This window comes from Cereibacter sp. Soil_C_27, from assembly GCF_057657095.1.
Genome location: NZ_JBDGJD010000004.1, coordinates 1 through 24029, shown reverse-complemented (window position 1 = coordinate 24029; position 24029 = coordinate 1). Strand labels below are relative to the sequence as shown.

Below are 24029 nucleotides of genomic sequence, written 5' to 3'. Positions count from 1 at the left end.
TTCAGAAAAGTCTTGCCAAGAGTTTTGTGAAAACTCTTGGTCCCGCCACCCATGATCCTCGGCATCGGCAGCGATCTCTGCAACATCGAGCGGATCGAGAAGACGCTGGCCCGTCACGGCGACCGCTTCCGCAACCGGGTCTACACCCCGCGCGAACAGGCGCGGGCCGAGGGCCGTGCCAATACCGCCGCGACCTATGCCAAGCGCTGGGCCGCCAAGGAGGCCTGCTCCAAGGCGCTCGGCACCGGGCTGCGCATGGGCATCGCCTGGAAGGACATGGCGGTGAGCAACCTCGTGACCGGCCAGCCCGTCATGCATCTGACCGGCTGGGCGGCGGAGCGGCTGCAGAGCATGACGCCCGCCGGGCACGAGGCCGTCGTGCATGTGACGCTCACCGACGATCACCCCTGGGCGCAGGCCTTCGTGGTGATCGAGGCGCGGCCTCTGGCGGCCGCGGCGCCGCCTCCGGGCGACCAGCCAACTTGACTCCCCCGCGCCCCGCGCGCATGTAGCGCGAAACTCGGAAATGGTCGGGCGGCAAGCCCCGCACCCAGAGAAGGCAGGACCGAATGGCGAGCAAGGCAAAGACCGACGGCGGCATCCTCGAGACCGTCAAGACCATCGTCTATGCGCTGCTGATCGCAGGCATCTTCCGCACGCTGTTCTTCCAGCCCTTCTGGATTCCCTCCGGCTCGATGAAGGACACGCTGCTGATCGGCGATTTCCTCTTCGTCAACAAGATGGCCTACGGCTATTCGCGCTTCTCCTGCCCCTTCTCGCTCTGCCCCTTCACCGGCCGGATCCTCGGCTCCGAGCCCGAGCGTGGCGATGTGGTGGTGTTCCGCCATCCGGTGAACGGGTCGGACTTCATCAAGCGGCTGATCGGCCTGCCGGGCGACACGGTGCAGATGAAGAACGGCATCCTGTTCCTCAACGGTCAGGAAGTGCCGCAGACCCCGAACGGCACCTTCGAGGAGGTCTACGAGCAGCAGGGCCCGATGGGCAGCCTGCCGCGCTGCGAGAACGGCCCTGTGGGCGAGGGCGGTCTCTGCACCAGCTCGCGCTTCACCGAGACCCTGCCGAACGGCCCCTCGCATGACGTGCTCAACATCGACACCAACGGCTTCGGCGACAACACCGATGTCTTCACCGTGCCGGCCGGGCATTTCTTCTTCATGGGCGACAACCGCGACAACAGCCAGGACAGCCGCTATGGCCAGGCCGTCGGCGGCGTCGGCTTCGTGCCCTTCGACCACCTGATCGGCCGCGCCGACCGGATCGTATTCTCTTCGGCGGGCCGCTCGATGCTCTATTTCTGGACGTGGCGGGCCGACCGTTTCTTCAAGGCGGTCGATTGAAGCTATCCTCCGATCTCCGGGCCTTCGAAGGCCGCATCGGGCATGAGTTCCGCGAGCCCGAGCTCCTGCTGCGCGCCGTGACCCACGCCTCGATCTCCTCGGCAACCCGGCCCGACAACCAGCGGCTGGAGTTCCTCGGCGACCGGGTGCTGGGTCTCGTCATGTCCGAAGCGCTGCTGCAGGCCGACCCGAAGGCGAGCGAGGGCCAGCTGGCGCCGCGCTTCAACGCGCTGGTCCGCAAGGAAACCTGCGCCGATGTCGCCCGCGATCTGGCGCTGGGCGAGGTGCTCAAGCTCGGCCGGTCCGAGATGATGTCGGGCGGTCGCCGCAAGGAGGCGCTGCTCGGCGACGCGCTCGAGGCGGTGATCGCGGCGGTCTATCTCGACGGCGGCTTCGAGGCGGCGCGGCGCATGGTGCTCAGGCTCTGGGGCAAGCGCATCCACACGGTGGAGACCGACGCCCGCGACGCCAAGACGGCCCTGCAGGAATGGGCGCAGGCCCGTGCCCTGCCGCCGCCGACCTATACCGAACAAAGCCGCTCCGGCCCGGATCACGCGCCGGTCTTCACCGTCGAGGTGCGTCTGGGCAATGGCGCGGCAGAGACGGCTTCGGCCAATACCAAGCGGGCAGCGGAACAGACCGCGGCAAGGGCGCTTCTGGCGCGGATGGAGGCGACAGATGACTGAAGATCCCCAGGATACCGGGCCGCAAGACACCGGCCCCGAGGACAACGAGGATACCGGCGCCATCGGCGGCGTGCCGGGCGAGACCCGCGCCGGCTTCGTCGCCCTGATCGGCGAGCCGAATGCCGGCAAGTCCACCCTGCTCAACCGCATGGTCGGCGCCAAGGTCTCGATCGTCACCCACAAGGTCCAGACCACCCGCGCCCGCATCCGTGGCGTGGCGATGGAGGGCGCGACGCAGATCGTCTTCGTCGACACCCCCGGCCTGTTCCGCCCGCGCCGCCGGCTCGACCGGGCGATGGTCGCCGCCGCCTGGGGCGGGGCCGCCGATGCCGACATCATCGTGCTCTTGATCGAGGCGCATCGCGGCCTGACCGAAGGCACCAAGGCGATCATCGAGTCGATGCGCGACCGCATTCCGCGCGGGCAGGCGGTGGCTCTGGCGATCAACAAGATCGACCGGGTGAAGGCCGAGACCCTGCTTGCCCTCACCGAAGAGATGAACAACGCCTTCCCCTTCGTCGAGACCTTCATGATCTCGGCGGAAAAGGGCTACGGCGTCGACAAGCTGAAGCAGTGGCTGGCAGGCGAACTGCCCGCCGGCCCTTGGTTCTACCCGGAGGACCAGATCGCCGACGTGCCGATGCGCAACATCGCCGCCGAGATCACCCGCGAGAAGCTGACCCTGCGCCTGCACGAGGAGCTGCCCTACCAGCTCACCGTCGAGACCGAGAAATGGGAGGACCGTCCCGACGGCTCCACCCGGATCGACCAGATCGTCTATGTCGCCCGCGACGGCCACAAGGGCATCGTGCTCGGCAACAAGGGCGAGACGATCAAGGCCATCGGCCAGCAGGCCCGCATCGACATGACCGAGTTCCTCGAGCGCCCGGTGCATCTCTTCCTGCAGGTGAAGGTCCGCCCGAACTGGCTGGAAGAACCCGAGCGCTATTCCGAGATGGGTCTGGACTTCAAGGATGGCAACTGAGGCTTCATGGCGCGGCTGACCGCCGACTTCTGGGTCCGGGCCTATCTGGCCCGGCTGCGGCTGGCCGACATCCCGGCCTTCATCACCGCCAAGGGTGACGCCACCTCGGGCGCGGTGCTGGTCAAGCTCGCCACGCTCGACGGCAAGGCGAAGGCCTTCCACCGCAGCTTCGATCTGATGACCGGCGAACGGGCCTGGATCGTGCTGGCCGAGGGCGAGGAGGCGACGGTCGATGCCTCCATCGCCAAGCAGCGCGGCTTCGACCGAGACCTCTGGGTGATCGAGATCGAGGACCGGCAGGGCCGCACCCTGCTCGACGAGCCCGGCCTCTCCAACTGAACTTGTCGCCTCGCGCATTTCGCCCGATAGTCCGGCGATGGAATGGCGGGACGAGGGCGCGCTGCTCTCCATGCGCAGGCATGGCGAAAGCTCGGCGATCATCGAGGTGTTCACGGCGGCGCATGGGCGTCATGCCGGGGTGGTGCGCGGCGGGGCCTCGCGCCGCTCGGCCCCCATCCTGCAACCTGGCGCCCAGCTCGCGGTGAACTGGCGCGCCCGGCTCGACGACCATATCGGCGCCTATACGGTGGAGCCGCTGCGCTCGCGCGCCGGGCTCATGGCCGACCGGCTGGCGCTGGCCGGGCTCAACGCGATCTGCGCCATGATCCGCGTCGCCCTGCCAGAACGCGAGCCGCATCTGCATCTCTGGCACATGACCATGGCGCTCCTAGACGCGCTGGAGACCCCCGGCTGGCCGCCGCACTACCTGCGCTGGGAGATGCTGCTGCTGGACGAGATCGGCTTCGGGCTCGATCTTTCCACCTGCGCCGTCACCGGCAGCCGCGAGGATCTGGCTTATGTCAGCCCCAAGACCGGCCGCGCCATCAGCGCCGAGGCGGCGGGCGACTGGGCGCCGCGCCTCTTCCCGCTGCCGCCCGTGCTTCTGGGGCAGGGGCCCGCCACCCGGACCGAGCTGGCCCAGGGTCTGGCGATCACCGGCCATTTCCTGACGCGCGAGCTCGCCCACGCCCGCAACGACCGCGGCCTGCCAGAGGCGCGGGCCCGGCTTCTCGACCTGCTCTCCCGCCCCTGACCATCCGCGACCCGGAATGTCGCGCACAAGCCAGACGCAGGGCGCCCGGAGGGGGCCAATGGGCGGGCCATGGCGACGCGCAATATCCCCATCTTCCTGAAACACACGCCGACCCCGCGTGTCGAATCCTTCGCCCTTCTGGCCGGGCTCGAGGCCGCGGTGCGCGGCATCCTGATCTCGGTCATGCCGCTGACTATCTATGACGCGGTGCGCGACGCGGGCGTGGTCTCGCGGATCTACTTCCTCGTCGGCATCGCCTCGCTGCTCTGGGGCCTGCTGGTGCCCTGGGCCACCCGCCATGTGCCGCGCCGCTGGCTCTACACGCTCGGCACCGGGCTCTATCTCGTCGGCATGACGCTGGCGGTCATCGGCGGGCCGATCACCGTGCCGCTGGCGCTTCTGGCCAATGCGCTGGCGACGGTGACGATCTTCGTCTGCTTCAACGCCTATGTGCTCGACTACATCGCCCGCGCCGACCTCGGTCGCTGCCAGTCGATGCAGATGCTCTATGCCGCCGCCCCCTGGGCGCTCGGCCCGATGCTCGGCGTCTGGCTGCGCAGCCTCTGGCAGCCCGCGCCCTTCCTGATCGCCGCGGTCTTCTCGGTGGCGCTCTGCATCGCCTTCTGGATCCTGCGGCTTGGCAACGGCAAGCAGATCACCCGCGCCAAGGGCCCGGCGCTGAACCCGCTGGCCTATCTCGGCCGCTTCTTCAGCCAGCCGCGGCTGATCGCCGGGTGGCTCTTCGCGGTGATCCGCTCCTGCGGCTGGTGGGTCTATGTGGTCTACCTGCCGATCTACTGCATCGAATCCGGCCTCGGCGACAAGGTCGGCGGCGTCGCGCTGTCGCTCTCCAACGCGCTCCTCTTCACCACGCCGTTCCTCCTGCGCTTCGTCTACCGCCGCACCGTCCGCATCGCCGTGCGCTCCGCCTTCGCACTCTGCGCCATGGCCTTCATCGGCGCGACGCTGGCCTCCGGCCTGCCGTGGGTCACGGTGCTGCTGCTGATGGTCGGCTCCACCAGCCTCGTCCTTCTCGACGTGGCGGGGGGGCTGCCCTTTATGATGGCGGTGAAACCCTCGGAGCGGACGGAGATGGCCGCCGTCTATTCCAGCTTCCGCGATGTCTCGGGCATTCTGACCCCCGGCGCGGCCTATCTGGTGCTGCTGGCAGCGCCCCTCGCCGGGGTCTTCGCCGCCTGCGGTCTCGGCATGGCGGCGGCATGGGTCATGGCGGGCCGCCTGCACCCCCGCCTCGGCACCGCCCGCCCCTCGCGCGGCGGGCAGCCGCTGCCGAAGGCCGCCTAGTCCAGCAGCCGCCGCGCGATCACCTGCGCCTGGATCTCCGCCGCCCCCTCGAAGATGTTCAGGATCCGCGCATCGCAGAGGATGCGGCTGATCTGATACTCCAGCGCAAAGCCGTTGCCGCCGTGGATCTGCAGGGCATTGTCCGCCGAGGCCCAGGCCACCCGCGCCCCCAGCAGTTTCGCCATCCCCGCCTCCAGATCGCAGCGCTGGCCGTGGTCCTTCTCCCAAGCCGAGAAATAGGTCAGCTGCCGCGCCACCATGATCTCCACCGCCATCATCGCCAGTTTCCCGGCGACGCGCGGAAACTCGATCAGCGCCTTGCCGAACTGCTTGCGGTCCTCGGCATAGCCCATGCCCACCTCCAGCGCGTTCTGCGCCACGCCGATGGCGCGGGCGGCGGTCTGGATGCGGGCGCTCTCGAAGGTCTGCATCAGCTGCTTGAAGCCTTGCCCCGGCACGCCGCCCAAGAGGTTCTCGCCCTTCACCTTGAAGCCGTCGAAGCCGATTTCGTATTCCTTCATCCCGCGATAGCCGAGCACCTCGATCTCGCCGCCGCTCATGCCGGGGGTGGGGAAGGGGGCCTCGTCGGTGCCCGGCATCTTCTCGGCCAGGAACATCGACAGCCCGCGGTAATCGGTCGTCTCCGGCTCGGTCCGCGCCAGCAGCGTCATCACATGGGTGCGGGCGGCATGTGTGATCCACGTCTTGTTGCCGCTCACCACCCAGTCCTCGCCTTCCTTCACCGCCCGCGTCCGCAGCGACCCAAGATCGGACCCGGTGTTGGGTTCGGTGAACACCGCCGTCGGCAGGATCTCGGCCGAGGCGAGCTTCGGTAGCCAATGGGCCTTCTGTTCCTCGGTGCCGCCGCACAGGATCAGCTCCGCCGCGATCTCGCTGCGCGTCCCCAGGGAGCCGACGCCGATATAGCCGCGCGACAGCTCCTCCGAAACCACCACCATCGAGGCCTTCGACAGCCCGAAGCCGCCGAATTCCTCCGGGATCGTCAGGCCGAAGACACCCATCTCCGCCAGCGCCTCGATGATCTCCATCGGGATCAGCTCGTCGCGCAGGTGCCAGCCATGGGCGAAGGGCGCCACCTTCTCGTCGGCGAAGCGGCGGAACTGGTCGCGGATCATCTCCAGCTCCTCGTCCAGCCCCGAGGCGCCGAAGGTCGCCCGCCCGTGGTTGTCGCGCATCAGCTCCACCAGCCGCATCCGCGCCGCCGCGCTGTTGCCGGCCATCAGCGCCGCCACTGCCGCACCGGGAGCTTCCGCCTCGATCCCCAGATCCGACAGCCGCGCCATCTCGCCCTGCGACATCGGGATGCCGCCGCGGATCTGGCAGAGGTATTCGCCATAGCCGATCTGCAGGATCAGCGCCTCCATCTCGCCGAAGCGACCCTCGCCCTCCAGCTTCACCGCCCAAGCCCGCATCTGCCGCAGCGCCTCGGTATAGGTGGCCAGCCAGGCCAGCGCATGCGCCGCATGCTGGTGCTGTTCCAGCGCCGCACCCGACACCTTGCCGCCCAGCGTCACCTCGGCCCGCAGCGCCTCGCGCGCCCGGCCGAACAGCGCCTCCACCTCCGGCAGGGCCTCGGCGGTCAGCGGCAGGAGACCGGCGATCAGCGGGGCGGCGGGGCGGGGCATGGCGTCCTTGGGCATGGCGAGACTCCTCTTGCTGCGACTGCGAGGGAGGTAATCACTTTGCATCCGCAGCGCAACAAAAATTCACGAGAGAAGTTCTCGGCGCATGAAAGTGTCTCTGCCGATTTGGCCGTGCGCTTGCAGGATCAAGGCGTTAAGACACCTCCGCAACCGGAGGGGTTTCATGGACATGCTGATGGCGGGGCTCACCCCCGCAGCCTTCTGGGCCGCGATGGCGGTCACGCTGTTTTCCGGTTTCGTGAAGGGGGCCGTCGGCTTCGCCATGCCGATGATCATGATCTCGGCCTTCTCCGCCTTCCTGCCGCCCGAAGTCGCCCTCGCCGGGCTGATCCTGCCGACCCTGCTCACCAACTTCAGCCAGGCCTTCCGCCAGGGCTCGCAGGCGGCCTTCGACTCGATGCGCAAATACTGGCGCTTCCTCGCCGGCACGATTGTCTTCATTCTCGTCTCGGCGCAATTCGTCCGCGACATTCCGCAGATCGTCTTCCTCCTGATGCTCGGCCTGCCGATCACCGCTTTCGCCGCGCTGCAATTGGCCGGCCGCAGCCTCGCCCTGCGGCTGGAGCATCGCCGCCGGGCCGAGACGGTGCTGGGCATCATCGGCGGCCTCTATGGCGGGGTGTCGGGCATCTGGGGTCCGCCGCTGCTGATCTACCTGCTCTCGGTCGGCGCCGAAAAGCAGGAGGCAATCCGGGTGCAGGGCGTGGTCTTCCTGATCGGCGCGGCGACGCTGGCCTTCGCGCATCTGAACTCCGGCGTGCTGAACGCCGCCACCGTTCCCTTCTCACTGGCCCTCGCCGTTCCCGCCTTCATCGGTATGGTGGCCGGTTTCGCGGTGCAGGACAGGCTGGACCAGACCCGCTTCCGCCGCTGGACCCAGATCCTGCTGGTGGTCACCGGGCTCAACCTGATCCGACAGGCGCTGTCCTGAACGAAAAAGGGCGCCCCCGGGGCGCCCTTTCCATTCCGGCTGTCGCTCGGCCTCAGCCGATGGCCGCCGCTTTCACATCCGCGTCGATATGGGGCACATATTGCGCGAAGTTGTCGGCGAACATCGCCACCAGCTTCGCCGCCTGCGCGTCATAGGCCGCCGGATCGGCCCAGGTGGAGCGCGGGTCGAGCAGCTTGCTGTCGACATCATGCACCATCACCGGCACGTCGAAGCCGAAGTTCGGATCGCGGCGGAACTGCCCCGTTGCCAGCGAGCCATCGAGCGCCGCCGTCAGCAGGGCCCGGGTCGCCTTGATCGGCATCCGCGTGCCGGTGCCATAGGCGCCGCCGGTCCAGCCGGTGTTCACCAGCCAGCAGGTCGCGCCATGCTTGGCGATCTTGGCCTGCAACAGCTTGCCATAGACCTCCGGACGGCGCGGCATGAAGGGCGCGCCGAAGCAGGTGGAGAAGGTCGGCTGCGGCTCGGTCACGCCCCGCTCGGTCCCGGCCACCTTCGACGTGAAGCCCGACAGGAAGTGATACATCGCCTGCGCCGGCGTCAGCCGCGCGATCGGCGGCAGCACCCCGAAGGCGTCGCAGGTCAGCATGATGATGTTCTTGGGATGCCCGCCCAGCCCGGTGTCCGAGGCGTTGGAGATGAAGTCGAGCGGATAGGCGCAGCGGGTATTGGCTGTGCGGCTGTCATCCTCGAAGTCGAGCTCCAGCGTTTCCTCGTCATAGACCATGTTCTCGACCACGGTGCCGAAGCGCGAGGTCGTGGCAAAGATCTCCGGCTCGGCCTCGGGGCTGAGGTTGATGGTCTTGGCATAGCAGCCGCCTTCGAAGTTGAAGGTGCCGCGCTCCGACCAGCCATGCTCGTCATCGCCGATGAGCGTGCGCGACGGATCGGCCGAGAGCGTGGTCTTGCCGGTGCCCGACAGGCCGAAGAACACCGCCGTATCCACCGGATTGCCGAGGGCATGATTGGCCGAGCAGTGCATCGCCATCACGCCCTTGCCGGGCAGGATGTAGTTCAGCAGCGTGAAGACCGATTTCTTGTTCTCGCCGGCATATTCGGTATTGGCGATCAGGATCATCTTCTTGTCGAAGTTCATCGCGATCACCGTGTCGCTGCGGCAGCCATGGCGCGCGGGGTCGGCCTTGAAGCTGGGGCAGTTGACGATCGTCCATTCCGGCACGAAGCTGTCCAGCTCCGACCGCTCCGGACGGCGCAGCATGTGGCGGATGAACAGCCCGTGCCAGGCAAGCTCGGTCACCATCCGCACGTCCAGCCGGTGCGTCGGGTCGGCGCCGAGGTACAGGTCCTGCACGAAGTAGTCGCCGCCCTTCATATGCGCCAGCATGTCGGCATGCAGCACCTCGAAGGCCTCGGGAGTCATCGGGGCGTTGTTCTCCCACCAGATCGAATCCTCGACCGCGGGGGTGCGCACCACGAACTTGTCCTTGGGCGAGCGCCCGGTGAACTGCCCGGTCGAGCAGAGAAATGCTCCGCCCTTGCCGAGCCGGCCTTCGCCGCGCTTGACGGCCGCCTCGACCAGCGCCGGTTCGACCAGGTTGTAATGAACGTTTGCGAGACCGCTTATGCCTTGTGCGTCCAGCGTTTGCGCTGGGTTCACGCGTCCGAAATTCATACTGCAAGCTCCCCGATGCCGTGTGTAGCGGCGGTTTCCGGTCCGAAGGCGACATCCTGGGCCAATTAGGATGCGGTCGACCCCGGAGCGGGTGCCGACACAAAAGCTATAACATGAGGGGTCCGCGTCGCAAAAGGGTCGCGTTTCAACGTTAGCGCAACCAGCGACAGGTTAGCGCAACCGCAGGCGAGGAGTGCGGTAAATTAGCCAGACCTTGTCGTTTTCGGCAACAGGCTCAACCCGCCGGGTGGGGCGATTCGCGAATACCAGTTGATTCCCCCCTGCGGAACCCGGATCATGCAGCACGATCAAGTCTCCGAAATGAGTAGGAATGCGCCCATGTCCAGGATCGCCCTTGTCGACGATGATCGGAACATCCTGACATCGGTCGCCATGACGCTCGAAGCCGAGGGCTTCGAGGTGGAGACGTATAACGACGGCCAGTCGGCGCTCGATGCCTTCAACAAGCGTATGCCCGACATGGCGGTGCTCGACATCAAGATGCCCCGGATGGACGGCATGGACCTGCTGCAGCGCCTGCGCCAGAAGACCTCGATGCCGGTGATCTTCCTCACCTCCAAGGATGACGAGATCGACGAGGTTCTGGGCCTGCGCATGGGCGCCGACGACTATGTGAAGAAACCCTTCTCGCAGAGGCTCTTGGTCGAACGCATCCGTGCCCTGCTGCGCCGGCAGGAGGCCATCGCCACCGGCGAGGTCGCCGTCTCGGAAGAGAACAAGATCATGGAGCGCGGCAACCTCCGGATGGACCCGCTGCGCCATTCCGTGGCCTGGAAGGGCCGCGACGTCTCGCTCACCGTCACCGAGTTCCTGCTGCTGCAGGCCCTGGCCCAGCGGCCCGGCTTCGTGAAAAGCCGCGACCAGCTGATGGACGTGGCCTATGACGATCAGGTCTATGTCGACGACCGCACCATCGACAGCCACATCAAGCGGCTGCGCAAGAAGATGCGCAGCGCCGATCCGGAGTTTTCGGCCATCGAGACGCTCTACGGCATCGGCTACCGCTACAACGAGGAGTGAAATGACGGCCACGCCGCGGATTTCCGGCACGGGCAAGGATGCCCGGCCCGCCGCTTCCTCCCGGCCCGGTGACGTGCTGCTGGGCGAAGACTGGCTGTCCCCCGACCAGCTCGCCGATCCGGCGCTGCACCAGACCCGCGTCCGGCGCGGGCTGGTGTCGCTCAACCGCTCGCCGCTGGCGCGCAAGATCATCATCTTCAACCTGCTGGCGCTGGTGGTGCTCGTCTCGGGCGTGCTCTTCGTCAACCCGTTCCGCGAGAATCTCGTGCTGCAGCGCGAACGCGCGCTGGTCGGCCAGTCGCGCCTGATCGCCAATGTGTTCGAGGCGCGGATGCCCGGCACCGGCGCGGTGAACATGGCGGCGGGCGACGGCATCGACGTGACCGAGACCCTGGCCGCCATCGACCTCGATGCCGGGGTCGAGGTCTTCATCTACGACAGCTTCGGCGCCCTCGTCGGCTCCGCCCGTGACGAAGGCGCGCCGCCCGAACCTTCGGCGCAATCGACGGTCATCACCGATTTCCTCAATGCCCTCTGGGACGGAGCCTCGGGCCTGCTCTCCTTCGGCGGTGCCAAGCCGGCCGAGGTCGAGGCCGAGGATCTGGCGCGGCAGGCCTATGCGCTGGCCCGTGGCGGCAGCCTGTCGGCCAATGTCGGGCGCGATGCCTCGGGCGGGGCGCTCTTTACCGTCGCGGCACCGATCTGGCGCGGGGGCGAGGTGGCGGGGGTCGTCGCCCTGACCTCGGCTGCGGGGGAGATCGACCGGCTGGTGCGCTACGAGCGCGAGCAGATCCTGCAGATGTTCGTCGTGGCGCTCCTCGTCTCCATCGGCCTCAGCCTCGTCCTGGCCTCCACCATCGCCAACCCGCTCTCCGATCTCGCCGCCGCCGCCGAGCTGGGCCGCGACCGCGATGCCCGCAAGATGGCCCCCGGCCGCGTCCGCATCCCCGATCTCACCGCCCGCCCCGACGAGATCGGGCGGCTCTCGGTGGCGATGCGTGGCATGGTGGCGGCGCTCTATGACCGGATCGAGGCCAACGAACAATTCGCCGCCGATGTGGCGCATGAGATCAAGAACCCGCTCGCCTCGCTGCGCTCCGCCGTCGGCACGATGCGGGTGGCCAAGCGCGACGACCAGCGCGAGCGGCTGCTCGAGGTGATCGAGCATGACGTGCGCCGCCTCGACCGTCTGGTGAGCGACATTTCCAACGCCTCCCGGCTCGACAGCGAGCTGGTGAAGGAGGAGGAGGAAGAGTTCGACCTGCTGCACACGCTCTCCGGCCTCAGCGACTATTTCTCCGATCAGGCTCGGCAGCGCGGCGTCGATTTCATCACCGACCTGCCGCCCGACACCATCGTGATCCGCGGGCTCGAGGCGCGGCTGGCGCAGGTCTTCGTCAACCTCATCACCAATGCCCTCTCCTTCTGCGAGGAGGGCGACGCGGTGCGGGTCTGGGCGCGGCGCCGCGAGAACCGGGTGCTGGTGGTGGTCGAGGATACCGGCCCCGGCATCCCCGAGCAGGCGCTGACCAAGGTGTTCAAGCGCTTCTACTCCGAACGCCCCGAGGGCCAGTTCGGCAACCACTCCGGCCTCGGCCTCGCCATCTCCAAGCAGATCGTCGAGGCGCATGGCGGGGTGATCTGGGCCGAGAACATCCGCCCGACCCATGCCGACATCACCTCCGATCCGCTCGGCGCCCGGTTCGTGGTCGGTCTGCCGGTGTGACCGGGGCGGCGGGCACCGTCCTGCATGGCTGCTGCGTGGCGGTGGAGGGGCGGGGCCTGCTGATCCTCGGCCCCTCCGGCTCCGGCAAGTCCTCCCTCGCGCTGCAGCTCATCGCCCTGGGTGCCGCGCTCGTCGCCGACGACCGCACCCACCTCCGGCGCGAGGGCGACAGCCTCCTCGCCAGCTGTCCGCCGACGCTCTTCGGCCTGATCGAGGCGCGCGGCATCGGCATCCTGACATGCCCCGCCATTCAGGAAGCACGAGTGGTTCTGGCCGTCGATCTGGGCCAGCGCGAGACGGAGCGATTGCCACAGTCCCGTAACATTACGGTGCTCGGCCTGCCGCTTGACCTTGTGCTTGGGCAGGAAGGCAGCCATTTTCCCTCTGCGGTGCTGCTGCGGCTGACGTCCGGGCCCGGCCGCCTCACGGGTAGAGATCATGGATAGGGTGGAACAGCTTCAGGAACACCGGCTCGTGCTGGTCACCGGCCCCTCGGGTGCCGGGCGGTCCACTGCCATCCACGCGCTGGAGGACATGGGCTACGAGGTGATCGACAACCTGCCCCTGTCGCTCGTTCCCCGCCTGACCGACGGCCCGCCACTCGGCCGCCCCATCGCCCTCGGCCTCGACGTGCGCAACCGCGATTTCAACGTCACCGCCCTGATCGAACTGATCGACACGCTGACGCGGGATCCCCGCGTCTCGCTCGAGGTGCTCTATGTCGATTGCGCCGCCAGCGAGCTGATCCGCCGCTATTCCCAGACCCGCCGCCGCCATCCGCTCGCCCCCGCCGAAACCCCGACCGAAGGGGTAGAGCGCGAGATCGATCTTCTCACCCCGATCCGGGTGCGCGCCGATCACCTGATCGACACCACCGAGATGTCGCCGCACGATCTCAAGGCCGATCTCGGCCGCTGGTTCGACCGCGGCGCCTCGACACGGCTGGCGGTCTCGGTGCAGTCCTTCTCATACAAGCGGGGCGTGCCGCGCGGGGTCGACATGATTTTCGACTGCCGCTTCCTGCGCAACCCCTACTGGGTCGAGATGCTGCGCAGCCTCGACGGCCGCGATACCGCGGTGGCCGAGCATATCCGCGCCGACCCGCGATTCCTGCCCTTCTTCGAGAAACTCACCGATCTGGTGCTCTTCCTGCTCCCCGCACAACTGGAGGAAGGCAAGGCGCATCTCTCCATCGGCTTCGGCTGTACCGGCGGGCAACACAGGTCGGTCGCCGTGGCGGAAATGTTGGGCAATGTGCTTGCACAGGCCGGTTGGCCGGTGTCAAAACGACATAGGGAACTGGAACGCAGGGCGGCAACGATGCTCCCCACGGGAACAGGGTGAACTGGGCGTGATCGGTATCGTCATCGTTGCTCATGGCGGTCTGGCGCGGGAATATCTTTCCGCCGTCGAGCATGTGGTCGGCAAGCAGGAGGCGATGGCAGCCATCGCCATCGAGGACGACCACGACCGCACCGCCAAGCAGGCCGAGATCAGCGCGGCAGCCACCCGTGTCGATCGCGGCGCGGGGGTCGTCGTCGTAACCGACATGTTCGGCGGCTCGCCCTCCAACCTCTCGCTGCCCGCCTGTGCCGGCCGTGACCGCCGCATCATCTACGGCGCCAATCTTCCCATGCTCATCAAGCTTGCCAAATCGCGCGAACTCGCCGTTCCCGAGGCTGTCGCTCTGGCGCTCGACGCCGGACGCAAGTACATCAACAGTCTGGATCTTGGCGGCGAGGCGGACTGAATGGCATCACGGATTTTGCAGATCGTGAACGAGAAGGGGCTGCATGCCCGGGCCTCGGCCAAATTCGTCGAGGTGGTCGAACGTCACGACGCGCAGGCCGAGGTGCTGAAGGACGGCATGTGCGTCTCGGGCGACTCGATCATGGGGCTGCTGATGCTCGCCGCCTCGCGCGGCACCGAGATCGAGGTGCGCACCAGCGGCGCCGATGCGGAAAAGCTGGTGGCCGCGCTCGATCTTCTGGTCTCCGCCCGCTTCGGCGAGGATTACTGACGCTCAGCGCGTCGGCACCGGCACCTCGCCGCGATAGTCGTAGAAGCCGCGCTGCGTCTTGCGGCCCAGCCAGCCGGCCTCGACATATTTCGTCAGCAGCGGGCAGGGGCGATACTTGGTATCGGCCAGCCCCTCGTGCAGCACGTTCATGATCGCCAGGCAGGTATCCAGCCCGATGAAATCCGCCAGTTCCAGCGGCCCCATCGGATGGTTGGCCCCCAGCTTCAGCGACTCGTCGATCGATTTCACCGACCCCACGCCTTCATAAAGCGTATAGACCGCCTCGTTGATCATCGGCATCAGGATGCGGTTGACGATGAAGGCGGGGAAATCCTCGGCGCTGGCCGCCGTCTTGCCCAGCTTGCCGACCACCGCCAGCAGCGCGTCATAGGTCGGCCCGTCGGTGGCGATGCCGCGGATCAGCTCCACCAGCTGCATCACCGGCACCGGGTTCATGAAGTGGAACCCCATGAACTTCTCCGGCCGGTCGGTGCGCGAGGCCAGCCGGGTGATCGAGATCGACGAGGTGTTCGAGGTCAGGATGGTATGCGGCTGCAGATGCGGCACCAGATCCTCGAAGATCGCCTGCTTCACCGTCTCGCGCTCGGTCGCGGCCTCAATTACCAGATCGGTCTGGCCCAGATCGGCCAGCTTCAGCGTGGTCGAGATCCGCCTCATCGCCGCGGCCTTGGCCTCCGCCGTCACCTTGCCGCGCGACACCTGCCGCTCGATGTTGCGGTCGATCAGCGCCACGGCCTTCTGCAGCCCCTCGGCGTTGATGTCGTTCAGCAGCACGTCATAGCCTGCCAGCGCAAAGACATGGGCGATGCCGCTGCCCATCTGCCCCGCCCCGACGACGCCGACCTTCTGGATGTCCATGTGCTGCCTCCTGTTGTCTCGGCCCGAACAATGGCCTCGCCGGACCGAAGGTGCAAGGCCGCGAAGATGGCTAAAACTTGCCGCCTTTTGTCACCTTAGCCTTTTGGCAAGGGCTTCCCGCCAGTCTGTCCGGCGGGTGTTACTGACTTGGGTGGGTGAACATGGCTTTTGAGTCTTCGGGCGATTGTGCCCTGGATTATTTTCCATGCCGGTATGGCAAATCGAAACTGATGTTTCGCGGCCCGCGCCGCGAGCTCGACAGACCCTATTGCGCCGTCTTCGGCGGCACCGAAACCTACGGCAAATTCGTCGCGCAGCCCTATCCGGCGCTGGTCGAGGCCGGGATCGGCCTGCGCATGGTGAACTTCGGCTGCATCAACGCCGGGATCGACGTCTATGTGAACGACTGCGCCCTGCTCGACATGGCCTCGGCGGCGCGGGTGACCGTGGTGCAGGTGGTGGGCGCTGCCAATCTGACCAACCGCTTCTACGCGGTGCATCCGCGCCGCAACGACCGCTTCCTGCGCGCCTCGCCGCAGCTCTGCACCCTGTTCCGCGAGGTGGATTTTGCCGATTTCCACTTCACCCGGCACATGCTGCAGACGCTGCAATCCGTCTCGCCGGACAAGTTCGAGGTGCTGGCGGAAGAGCTGCGTACGGCATGGGTGGCGCGGATGCGGCTGCTGCTCGACCGGATCGGCAGTAAGACGGTGCTTCTGTGGATGGCCGACCATCCGCCCGAACCGCCGGGCGGCCCGGTCGTGCTGGGCCGCAGCCCGGTGCTCGTCGATGCCGAAATGGTGGCGGCGGTGCGGGCGCATGCCACGGATTACGTCGAATATGTCAGCAGCCCCGCCGCCCGGGCCAAGGGTCTGGCGGGCATGGCCTACTCGCCCTTGGACGAACTGGCCGCCGCCGAAGTGCCGGGCCCCGCGATCCACACCGAACTGGCCGAGCAGCTCGAACCGGTGCTGAAGGGGCTTCTGTAACGCAAAACGGGTGCCCTCGCAGGCACCCGTTTCTGGGAGTCAAAGAATTGCCAAATCCCTAACGTCTTCGGCAATCACATGGAAAATCAAGGTCTTGCCCCGATTTTCACGCGTGAAAATCACAGCTTCCCGGTCAGCTCCGGCACCAGCGTGAACAGGTCGCCGACAAGCCCGTAATCGGCCACCTGAAAGATCGGCGCCTCCTCGTCCTTGTTGATCGCGACGATCACCTTCGAATCCTTCATCCCGGCGAGATGCTGGATCGCCCCGGAAATCCCGACCGCGATATAGAGGGTCGGCGCCACCACCTTGCCGGTCTGCCCGACCTGCCAGTCGTTCGGCGCGTAGCCCGAGTCGACGGCCGCGCGGCTCGCACCCACGGCGGCACCCAACTTGTCGGCCAGCTGCTCGATCATGGCGAAGTTCTCCTCCGACCCGATCCCGCGCCCGCCCGAGACGACGATCTTGGCCGAGGTCAGCTCCGGCCGGTCCGAGGTCGCCACCTTGTCCTCGACCCAGGACGACAGCCCCTTGTCGCCGGCCGCGGCGATGGTCTCCACCGGGGCCGAACCGCCCGCCGCCGCCGCCTCGAAGGTCGCGGTGCGGATCGTCGCCACCTTGGTCGCGTCGCCCGACTTGACGGTCTGCACCGCGTTGCCGGCATAGATCGGCCGCTCGAAGGTGTCGGCATCGATCACCGCGGTCACGTCCGACAGAACCATCACGTCCAGCAGCGCCGCAACCCGCGGCAGCACGTTCTTCGCCGCCGAGGTGGCGGGCGCGAAGATGTGGCTGTAGCCCGGCGCGAGGCTGACGATCAGATCGGCCAGCGGCTCGGCCAGCCCGTTGCCATAGGCGGCGTCATCGGCGGCCAGAACCTTGCCCACGCCCGCCAGCCCCGCCGCCTCGGCAGCAGCGCCCGACACGCCGGAGCCCGCGACCAGAACGGTCACGTCGCCCAGAACCTTCGCTGCGCTCAGCGCCTTGGCGGTGGAGTCGAGCCCCAGCGCCCCGCCGGTCACTTCGGCAATCAGCAGAACAGCCATCAGAGCACCCCCGCTTCGTCTTTGAGTTTGGCGATCAGCTCGTCCACCGAGCCGACCTTGACGCCGGCCTTGCGGCCCGCCGGTTCGGTGGTCTTCACCACCGTCAGCCGCGGCGCGACATCGACGCCGTAGTCGGCGGCGGTCTTCTCCTCCAGCGGCTTCTTCTTGGCCTTCATGATGTTCGGGAGCGAGGCATAGCGAGGCTCGTTCATCCGCAGGTCCACGGTGACGATGGTCGGCATCTTGACCTTGATGGTCTGCATCCCGCCATCGACCTCGCGCGTCACCAGCGCGGTGTCACCCTCGATCGCCAGTTCCGAGGCGAAGGTGCCCTGGCTCCAGCCGAGGAGCGCGGCCAGCATTTGCCCGGTCGCGTTCATGTCGTTGTCGATCGCCTGCTTGCCGCAGATCACCAGACCCGGCGCTTCGGCCTCGACCACCGCCTTCAGCAGCTTGGCGACGGCCAGCGGCTCGATGTCCTGATGCACATCATCGGCGGCCTGGATCAGGATGGCGCGGTCGGCGCCCATCGCCAGCGCGGTGCGCAGGGTTTCCTGCGCCTGCTTCACGCCGATGGAGACGACGACGACCTCGGTCGCCGTGCCGGCCTCGCGCAGACGGATCGCCGCCTCGACCGCGATTTCGTCGAAGGGGTTCATCGACATCTTCACGTTCGCCAGATCGACACCCGTCCCGTCCGCCTTCACGCGCACCTTGACGTTGTAGTCGATCACTCGTTTGACAGGCACAAGAACCTTCATCCGCGCAATCTCCCTTTATCCCGTGCCCCGGAGGGCACCAATTCAAGCACTCCGAGCCGTTGTTAGCCGCAACGCAGCAGGGAAAACAGATCAAAACCGACAGGCCCTGATGCCACTACGTCGCGTCCTCACGGCTCGCGGGTCAGGCCCGGCACCCAGAGCACGTCCGCTGTGCCGTTGTCGTTGGCGATGCGCCCGGCGACGAAGAACCAGTCCGACAGCCGGTTGAGGTAGCGCACCGCCTCGCCATTGATCGATTCCATCGTTCCGAGCTCCACCGTCAGCCGTTCGGCGCGGCGGCAGACGGTGCGGCAGAGGTGCAGATGCGCCGCCAGCGCCGAGCCGCCCGGCAGGATGAAGCTGCGCAGCGGCGTCAGATTGGCGTTCATCGCGTCGATCTCGCGCTCCAGCCGCGCCACCTGCGTGTCGAGGATGCGCAGCGGCACATAGCCCGCCTCGCTGTCGCGCTCCATCTCGGGGCGGCAGAGATCGGCGCCGAGGTCGAAGAGGTCGTTGGAAATCCGGGCGAGGGCCAGGTCCATCTCGCCGGTGGCATGCTGGCGGGCGAGGCCGACGGTCGCGTTGGTCTCATCCACCGTGCCATAGGCGTTGACCCGGCTGGAATGCTTGGCGACGCGGGCGCCGTTGCCGAGCGCGGTCTCGCCGGCATCGCCGGTCTTGGTGTAGATCTTCGACAGGACGACCATTAGAAAACTCCGTATTGCCGCACCGCGACGAACAGCAGGATCAGCGCGACGGCGAAGGCCTGCGCGTAGATGCGGTAGCGCATGATGCGGTTGGCATGTTTGCGGTTGAAGTCGCCACCCTTGGCGAAACCGCCGATGCCGACCAGCAGGATGAAGAGCACGGCCAGCACCGCGACGGCGGCGATGATGAAAAGCGGATCGTCGAGCATGGGGCGTCCTCCGGTGTGTCGGCGAGATGTAGCGGCAGGGGCGGCAAAAGCGAAAGCTAATTCGCCTCAGCCCCTGGAGATCACCCAGTCCAGCGCCCGGGTCGGCAGCAGCCGGCGGGCGATGTTCATCAGATGGGTGGGCGTGGTGATGAAGTAGCGCGGGGCAGGGCGCGGATGCTCCAGCGCCTCGATGAGTTTAGCGCTGACGGCGGAGGGCGGAAGCTCGAACCTATCGGGGCCGCGCTCCTCGTAGAGCCGTTTCAGCAGGCTCGCCTGATATTGGTCGGCGCGGGCCGAGGCCTTCCAGTCGATCCAGCGCTCGAAGGCGGCGATGGAGTTCTTGCGGATGCGCGAGGTGACCGGCCCAGGCTCGAGCAGGATCACCTTGATCGGCGTGTCGGCCATCTCCATGCGCAGCACGTCGGTGAGGCCCTCGAGCGCGAATTTCGTCGCCACATAGGCGCCGCGCCACTGGTAGCCGACGAGGCCCAGCACCGACGAACAGGTGACGATGCGCCCGTGGCCCTGCGCCCGCATCACCGGGATCACCCGGCGGGTCAGGTCATGCGTGCCGAAGAGATTGACCTCGAAGATCTCGCGCAGCGCGCCGCGCGGCAGGTCCTCGACCGCGCCGGGGCAGGCGAAGGCGCCGTTGTTGTAAAGCGCGTCGAGCGTGCCGCCAGTGCGACGCAGGGTCTCGGTGACGGCCTCGCCGATGCTGGCCTCGTCGGCGAGGTCGAGCCGGAAGCTCTCCAGCCCCTCCGCCCTCAGCCGCTCGCAATCGGCCTCCTGTCGGCAGGTGGCGAAGACGCGCCAGCCGCGCTGGTGCAGGCTGCGGGCGGCATCAAGACCGATGCCCGAGGAACAGCCGGTGATCAGAACGGATTTCACGAAACACTCCTGCCGAGACCCACCCCCTGTTAGGAGGTTTGCCGGCAGGAGGCAAAGGGGCAGCGATCAATAGGGTGCGACGCTCGAGAGATATTTCGCGGAGGCATAACCCTCGACGCCGTCGCCCTCGATGCGGATCGGCGCCCAGCCGCCCTCGTCATCCCCGACCAGAAGCGCGGCTTCGCCCTCGGCCAGCTTGCCCACCACCGGATAGGCGGTGGAGGGGCCGCTGCGCACGTTCAGGTTCACGGCGGTGACGTAGAGCAAGAGTCCCGTGTCCTCTACCGGCGCGGCGGCCGGCTCGGGCAGCGGAATCGGCGTGCCCTGGATCACGATCGGAATGGCCGAAGCCTCGGCGGCGGTGCTGGCCAGGTTGGCATGGATGTCGAGCGAGGCAACCTCGACCGGCTGGATGATCGGTTGCGCCTCGGCATCGGCGGTGATCTCTGACGGGTCGATGGCGGCGGCGGCGAGGCCGGCGCGCATCTGGCCGTAATCGCGGCCCCCGATCAGCATGGTCAGGAAAAGGGCGGAGCAGAGCAAAAACGTCAGGCGGAGCATGGGGAAACCTCGCTCGTCGGATAAATGGGTTATTTTTTCAGTGTTGACTGGTATGCAATGCGGAAATCCGCCGATGGTTCCGCGAAAAAGCGCCGATGCATGAGACTGGACCAGAGACGCGCTCCCGACTAGAGACGGGGCATGACTCAGCCACCCGAAGATCCGAACACCGCGCCCCTCACCACGTCGGAGCCGCTGCGCCGCGCCATCGGCGAGCGCTACCTGACCTATGCGCTGTCCACCATCATGAACCGGGCGCTGCCGGATGCGCGCGACGGTCTGAAGCCGGTGCATCGCCGCATCCTGTTCGCGATGCGCGAATTGCGGCTGTCGCCGACGGGGGGCTTCCGCAAGTCGGCCAAGATCTCGGGCGACGTGATGGGCAACTATCACCCGCATGGCGACGCGGCGATCTATGACGCGATGGCGCGTCTGGCGCAGGATTTCAACGTGCGTTACCCGCTGGTCGACGGGCAGGGCAACTTCGGCAACATCGACGGCGACAACCCGGCGGCCTCGCGCTACACCGAGGCCCGGCTGACCGCCATCGCCGAGACGCTGATGGAGGGTCTGGCCGAGAACGCCGTCGACTTCCGCCCGAATTACGACGGCACGCTGGAAGAGCCGGTGGTGATGCCTGCGGCCTTCCCGAACCTGCTGGCGAACGGCGCTTCCGGCATCGCGGTCGGCATGGCAACCAACATCCCGCCGCACAACCTGCATGAATTGATCGACGCCTGCCTCGCGATGATCAAGACGCCTTCGATCGAGGACGAGGCGCTGGTGGGTCTGGTGCCCGGCCCCGATTTCCCCACGGGCGGCGTCATCGTCGAGCCGCGCCAGTCGATCATCGACAGCTACCGCACCGGGCGGGGCAGCTTCCGGCTGCGCGCCAAGTGGAACGTCGAGGATCTGGGCCGCGGCACATGGCAGATCATCATCACCGAGATCCCCTATCAGGTGCCGAAGTCGCGGCTGATCGAGAAACTGGCCGAGGTGATCCAGACCAAGAAGGTGCCGCTCCTGGCCGACGTGCGCGACGAATCCGCCGATGACGTGCGCATCGTGCTGGAGCCGCGGGCGCGGACGGTGGACCCCGAGATGCTGATGGGGATGCTGTTCCGCAGCACCGATCTCGAGATCCGCTTCAGCCTGAACATGAACGTGCTGATCGACGGGCGCACCCCCAAGGTCTGCTCGCTCAAGGAGGTGCTGCGCGCCTTCCTCGACCACAAGCGCGACGTGCTGCTGCGCCGCAGCCAGCACCGGCTGGAGAAGATCGACCACCGGCTCGAGGTGCTGGAAGGCTTCATCATCGCCTTCCTCAACCTCGACCGGGTGATCGACATCATCCGCTACGACCCCGACCCCAAGGCCGCGCTGATGGCCGAGCACTGGGGCCGCGACTTCCCGCGGGCGATGTCGGAGAAGGATTATGTCTCCCCCGCCTCTGGCGAGGGCGAGTTGACCGAGGTGCAGGCCGAGGCGATCCTGAACCTGCGGCTGCGCAGCCTGCGCCGTCTGGAAGAGCTCGAGCTGATCGCCGAACGCGACGCGCTGATGCAGGAGCGGGCCGGGCTGGAGGATCTGCTGGCCAACGAGCCGGTGCAGTGGAAGCGCATCGGCGCCGACCTGCGGATCATCCAGAAGACCTTCGGCAAGGGCACCAAGCTCGGCAACCGCCGCACCGAATTCGCCGAGGCGGGCGAGGTGGAGGAAGTCTCTTACGAGGCGATGATCGAGCGCGAGCCGATCACGGTGATCTGCTCGAAGATGGGCTGGATCCGCGCCATGAAGGGGCACCAGCCGCTCGATACCGAGGTGAAGTTCAAGGACGGCGACGAGGGGCGCTTCCTGTTCCATGCCGAGACCACCGACAAGATCCTGCTGATCGGCTCCAACGGGCGGTTCTACACGCTGCTTGGTGCCAACCTGCCCGGCGGGCGCGGCATGGGCGAACCGGTGCGGCTGATGGTCGATCTGCCGAACGAGGCCGCCATCGTCGATCTGGCGATCTGGCGCCCGGCGGAGAAGCTCTTGGTCTGCTCCACCGCAGGCGACGGGTTCATCGTCCCCTCGGAGGAGGTCCTGGCCCAGACCCGCGCCGGCAAGGCGGTGCTGACGGTGAAGGAGGGCGTGACGCTGGCGCTCTGCCGGCCGGTGAAGGGCGACCATGTCGCGGTCATCGGCGAGAACCGCAAGCTTCTGGTCTTCGAACTGGGCGAGTTGCCCGAGATGGCCAAGGGCAAGGGCGTCCGGCTGCAGAAATACAAGGACGGCGGTCTGGTGGATGCCACGACCTTCAACTGGGCCACCGGCATCAGCTGGAAGGAAAGCGGCGGCCGCACCCGGTCTGAACCCGACATGAGCGAGTGGAAGGCCGCCCGCGCCACCGCCGGCCGCATGGCGCCGCGCGGCTTCCCGCGCGACAACCGCTTCGCCTGACCGGGGGGCGGCCCGGCCGCCCCCCTGCGCCCCTGCGGCAGTTGCGTGCCGAAGGCGCCCGGGCTATGCGGGCGCGACCACAAGCACAGGAATTCCCGATGTCCTTCCTCCGCCTGACGGCCCTCTGCCTCGGACTGGCCCTTGTCGCGGGCTGCGAGAAGAACGACCTCGAGGAGCCGCCGGTGCCCTTGGGCAACTTCGCGCTGGGCCTGAACATCGTCGTGGCCGACAATGTCGAGAAGGTGCCGATCTCGCGCGAGGCCAGCGTCGAGGAGTGGGAATCGGTGATGAAGGAGGCGGTGGCCAACCGCTTCGGGCGCTACGAGGGCGACAAGCTCTACAACCTCGGGATCAGCGTCGATGGCTATGCGCTGGCCCCGCCCGGCATCCCCGTGGTGGCGGCGCCGAAATCGGTGCTCGTGATCACGGCCAACATCTGGGACGACGCCGCGCAGAAGAAGCTCAATCCCGAGGGCAAGCAGATGACGATCTTCGAGAGCCTGTCGGGCGAGTCGGTGATCGGCACGGGGATCACGCGGACCAAGAAGCAGCAGATGGAGGCGCTCTCCTACAATGCCGCGAAGTCGGTCGAGCGCTGGCTTCTGGAAAATCCCGAGTGGTTCGGCCTGCCGCCGCTGCCACCCGAACCCGCGGCGCGGGCCAATCCGGCCAAGTGAGACTTGATTTTCCCTTTTCCAATGGATAAGTGCGCCGCGGTGTAGAACAGGGCATTCCGGCCCCCCAATTCCGCGAGGCGCCACCCAATGGCAAAGGCAAAGTTTGAACGTAACAAACCGCACGTCAACATTGGCACGATCGGCCACGTTGACCACGGCAAGACGACGCTGACGGCTGCGATCACGAAGTACTTCGGCGAATTCCGCGCCTATGACCAGATCGACGGTGCGCCGGAAGAGCGGGCTCGCGGGATCACGATCTCGACCGCCCACGTGGAATACGAGTCGGAAACCCGTCACTACGCCCACGTCGACTGCCCCGGCCACGCCGACTACGTGAAGAACATGATCACGGGCGCGGCGCAGATGGACGGCGCGATCCTGGTGGTGAACGCGGCCGACGG

27 protein-coding genes are annotated in these 24029 nt (G+C 67.1%); 18 read left to right on the top strand and 9 right to left on the bottom strand.

The window, feature by feature from the left end; translation table 11 throughout:
• Positions 1 to 51: 51 nt before the first annotated feature.
• The 7 genes from acpS to AC3A5Z_RS14875 all read left to right on the top strand — a co-directional run bounded on the left by acpS (position 52) and on the right by AC3A5Z_RS14875 (position 5427).
• Positions 52 to 486, top strand: a complete 435-nt coding sequence (gene acpS, locus AC3A5Z_RS14905; protein WP_487520577.1) for a holo-ACP synthase — start codon at positions 52 to 54, stop codon at positions 484 to 486.
• An 83-nt stretch (positions 487 to 569) separates the two neighbouring features.
• A complete protein-coding gene (gene lepB / locus AC3A5Z_RS14900) occupies positions 570 to 1358 on the top strand; it encodes a signal peptidase I (protein ID WP_487520136.1) in 789 nt (262 codons plus the stop codon).
• Positions 1355 to 2044 carry a ribonuclease III gene (gene rnc / locus AC3A5Z_RS14895; RefSeq protein ID WP_487520135.1) on the top strand — a complete coding sequence of 230 codons (690 nt, stop codon included), beginning with the start codon at positions 1355 to 1357 and terminating at the stop codon, positions 2042 to 2044. Before lepB ends, rnc begins: the two co-directional genes overlap by 4 nt.
• 70 nt (positions 2045 to 2114) lie before the next feature.
• A complete protein-coding gene (gene era / locus AC3A5Z_RS14890) occupies positions 2115 to 3029 on the top strand; it encodes a GTPase Era (protein ID WP_487520576.1) in 915 nt (304 codons plus the stop codon).
• Positions 3030 to 3035: 6 nt separating this feature from the next.
• Positions 3036 to 3368, top strand: a complete 333-nt coding sequence (locus AC3A5Z_RS14885) for a DUF1491 family protein (protein WP_487520134.1) — start codon at positions 3036 to 3038, stop codon at positions 3366 to 3368.
• 37 nt (positions 3369 to 3405) lie between these two features.
• Positions 3406 to 4122 (top strand): DNA repair protein RecO, encoded by a 717-nt coding sequence (recO, locus tag AC3A5Z_RS14880; protein WP_487520133.1) that lies wholly within the window; start codon positions 3406 to 3408, stop codon positions 4120 to 4122.
• Between the two features lie 69 nt (positions 4123 to 4191).
• Complete coding sequence (locus AC3A5Z_RS14875) at positions 4192 to 5427, top strand: MFS transporter (protein WP_136791625.1); 1236 nt, start codon at positions 4192 to 4194, stop codon at positions 5425 to 5427.
• Here AC3A5Z_RS14875 and AC3A5Z_RS14870 read toward each other — a convergent pair.
• Positions 5424 to 7088 (bottom strand): acyl-CoA dehydrogenase family protein, encoded by a 1665-nt coding sequence (locus AC3A5Z_RS14870; RefSeq protein ID WP_487520132.1) that lies wholly within the window; start codon positions 7086 to 7088, stop codon positions 5424 to 5426. The two genes, AC3A5Z_RS14875 and AC3A5Z_RS14870, sit on opposite strands and share 4 nt — an antisense overlap.
• Positions 7089 to 7254: 166 nt before the next feature.
• Here AC3A5Z_RS14870 and AC3A5Z_RS14865 point away from each other — a divergent pair, with 166 nt between their 5' ends.
• Positions 7255 to 8022 carry a sulfite exporter TauE/SafE family protein gene (locus AC3A5Z_RS14865; RefSeq protein ID WP_487520131.1) on the top strand — a complete coding sequence of 256 codons (768 nt, stop codon included), beginning with the start codon at positions 7255 to 7257 and terminating at the stop codon, positions 8020 to 8022.
• Positions 8023 to 8074: 52 nt separating this feature from the next.
• Here the strand turns inward: AC3A5Z_RS14865 and AC3A5Z_RS14860 are convergent, their stop codons facing one another.
• Positions 8075 to 9673, bottom strand: coding sequence for a phosphoenolpyruvate carboxykinase (locus AC3A5Z_RS14860; protein ID WP_487520130.1), 1599 nt, complete (start codon positions 9671 to 9673; stop codon positions 8075 to 8077).
• Positions 9674 to 10012: 339 nt separating this feature from the next.
• Between AC3A5Z_RS14860 and AC3A5Z_RS14855 the strand changes: the two genes are divergently transcribed.
• From AC3A5Z_RS14855 to AC3A5Z_RS14830, 6 genes are read left to right on the top strand one after another with little or no spacing between them, the layout of a single operon-like run.
• Positions 10013 to 10714: a response regulator gene (locus AC3A5Z_RS14855; protein ID WP_487520129.1), complete on the top strand. Its 702-nt coding sequence runs from the start codon at positions 10013 to 10015 to the stop codon at positions 10712 to 10714.
• A 1-nt stretch (position 10715) separates the two neighbouring features.
• Entirely contained in the window at positions 10716 to 12440 is a 1725-nt protein-coding gene (locus tag AC3A5Z_RS14850; RefSeq protein WP_487520128.1) for a sensor histidine kinase, read from the top strand.
• Complete coding sequence (locus AC3A5Z_RS14845) at positions 12437 to 12886, top strand: HPr kinase/phosphorylase (protein ID WP_487520127.1); 450 nt, start codon at positions 12437 to 12439, stop codon at positions 12884 to 12886. The genes AC3A5Z_RS14850 and AC3A5Z_RS14845 overlap by 4 nt, the downstream gene beginning before the upstream one ends.
• Entirely contained in the window at positions 12879 to 13784 is a 906-nt protein-coding gene (rapZ, locus tag AC3A5Z_RS14840) for an RNase adapter RapZ (protein ID WP_487520126.1), read from the top strand. The genes AC3A5Z_RS14845 and rapZ overlap by 8 nt, the downstream gene beginning before the upstream one ends.
• Positions 13785 to 13791: 7 nt before the next feature.
• Positions 13792 to 14190, top strand: coding sequence for a PTS sugar transporter subunit IIA (locus AC3A5Z_RS14835; protein WP_487520125.1), 399 nt, complete (start codon positions 13792 to 13794; stop codon positions 14188 to 14190).
• Complete coding sequence (locus AC3A5Z_RS14830; RefSeq protein WP_487520124.1) at positions 14191 to 14460, top strand: HPr family phosphocarrier protein; 270 nt, start codon at positions 14191 to 14193, stop codon at positions 14458 to 14460.
• 3 nt (positions 14461 to 14463) lie between these two features.
• Here the strand turns inward: AC3A5Z_RS14830 and AC3A5Z_RS14825 are convergent, their stop codons facing one another.
• Positions 14464 to 15339 carry a 3-hydroxybutyryl-CoA dehydrogenase gene (locus AC3A5Z_RS14825; RefSeq protein WP_487520123.1) on the bottom strand — a complete coding sequence of 292 codons (876 nt, stop codon included), beginning with the start codon at positions 15337 to 15339 and terminating at the stop codon, positions 14464 to 14466.
• A 161-nt stretch (positions 15340 to 15500) separates the two neighbouring features.
• Between AC3A5Z_RS14825 and AC3A5Z_RS14820 the strand changes: the two genes are divergently transcribed.
• The gene (locus tag AC3A5Z_RS14820) at positions 15501 to 16328 is read left to right on the top strand and encodes a DUF6473 family protein (protein WP_487520122.1); all 828 of its coding nucleotides are present in this window, start codon (positions 15501 to 15503) and stop codon (positions 16326 to 16328) included.
• A gap of 119 nt (positions 16329 to 16447) precedes the next feature.
• Here AC3A5Z_RS14820 and AC3A5Z_RS14815 read toward each other — a convergent pair whose 3' ends face one another.
• The 6 genes from AC3A5Z_RS14815 to AC3A5Z_RS14790 form a co-directional block, all read right to left on the bottom strand.
• Positions 16448 to 17374 (bottom strand): electron transfer flavoprotein subunit alpha/FixB family protein, encoded by a 927-nt coding sequence (locus AC3A5Z_RS14815; RefSeq protein WP_107663508.1) that lies wholly within the window; start codon positions 17372 to 17374, stop codon positions 16448 to 16450.
• The gene (locus AC3A5Z_RS14810) at positions 17374 to 18135 is read right to left on the bottom strand and encodes an electron transfer flavoprotein subunit beta/FixA family protein (protein ID WP_136791617.1); all 762 of its coding nucleotides are present in this window, start codon (positions 18133 to 18135) and stop codon (positions 17374 to 17376) included. The genes AC3A5Z_RS14815 and AC3A5Z_RS14810 overlap by 1 nt, the downstream gene beginning before the upstream one ends.
• Before the next feature lie 128 nt (positions 18136 to 18263).
• Positions 18264 to 18842 (bottom strand): cob(I)yrinic acid a,c-diamide adenosyltransferase, encoded by a 579-nt coding sequence (locus tag AC3A5Z_RS14805; protein WP_136791616.1) that lies wholly within the window; start codon positions 18840 to 18842, stop codon positions 18264 to 18266.
• Positions 18842 to 19051, bottom strand: coding sequence for a twin transmembrane helix small protein (locus AC3A5Z_RS14800; RefSeq protein WP_107663511.1), 210 nt, complete (start codon positions 19049 to 19051; stop codon positions 18842 to 18844). The genes AC3A5Z_RS14805 and AC3A5Z_RS14800 overlap by 1 nt, the downstream gene beginning before the upstream one ends.
• Positions 19052 to 19117: 66 nt before the next feature.
• Complete coding sequence (locus AC3A5Z_RS14795) at positions 19118 to 19942, bottom strand: SDR family NAD(P)-dependent oxidoreductase (protein WP_487520121.1); 825 nt, start codon at positions 19940 to 19942, stop codon at positions 19118 to 19120.
• A 66-nt stretch (positions 19943 to 20008) separates the two neighbouring features.
• Positions 20009 to 20503 (bottom strand): SH3 domain-containing protein, encoded by a 495-nt coding sequence (locus AC3A5Z_RS14790; protein ID WP_487520120.1) that lies wholly within the window; start codon positions 20501 to 20503, stop codon positions 20009 to 20011.
• Positions 20504 to 20644: 141 nt separating this feature from the next.
• Between AC3A5Z_RS14790 and AC3A5Z_RS14785 the strand changes: the two genes are divergently transcribed.
• From AC3A5Z_RS14785 to AC3A5Z_RS14775, 3 genes are all read left to right on the top strand, one after another.
• Entirely contained in the window at positions 20645 to 22948 is a 2304-nt protein-coding gene (locus AC3A5Z_RS14785; protein WP_487520119.1) for a DNA topoisomerase IV subunit A, read from the top strand.
• Positions 22949 to 23046: 98 nt separating this feature from the next.
• Positions 23047 to 23625 carry a hypothetical protein gene (locus AC3A5Z_RS14780; RefSeq protein ID WP_487520118.1) on the top strand — a complete coding sequence of 193 codons (579 nt, stop codon included), beginning with the start codon at positions 23047 to 23049 and terminating at the stop codon, positions 23623 to 23625.
• Positions 23626 to 23712: 87 nt separating this feature from the next.
• On the top strand, positions 23713 to 24029 hold a 317-nt coding region (locus AC3A5Z_RS14775; protein ID WP_487520117.1), incomplete at its 3' end, for a GTP-binding protein.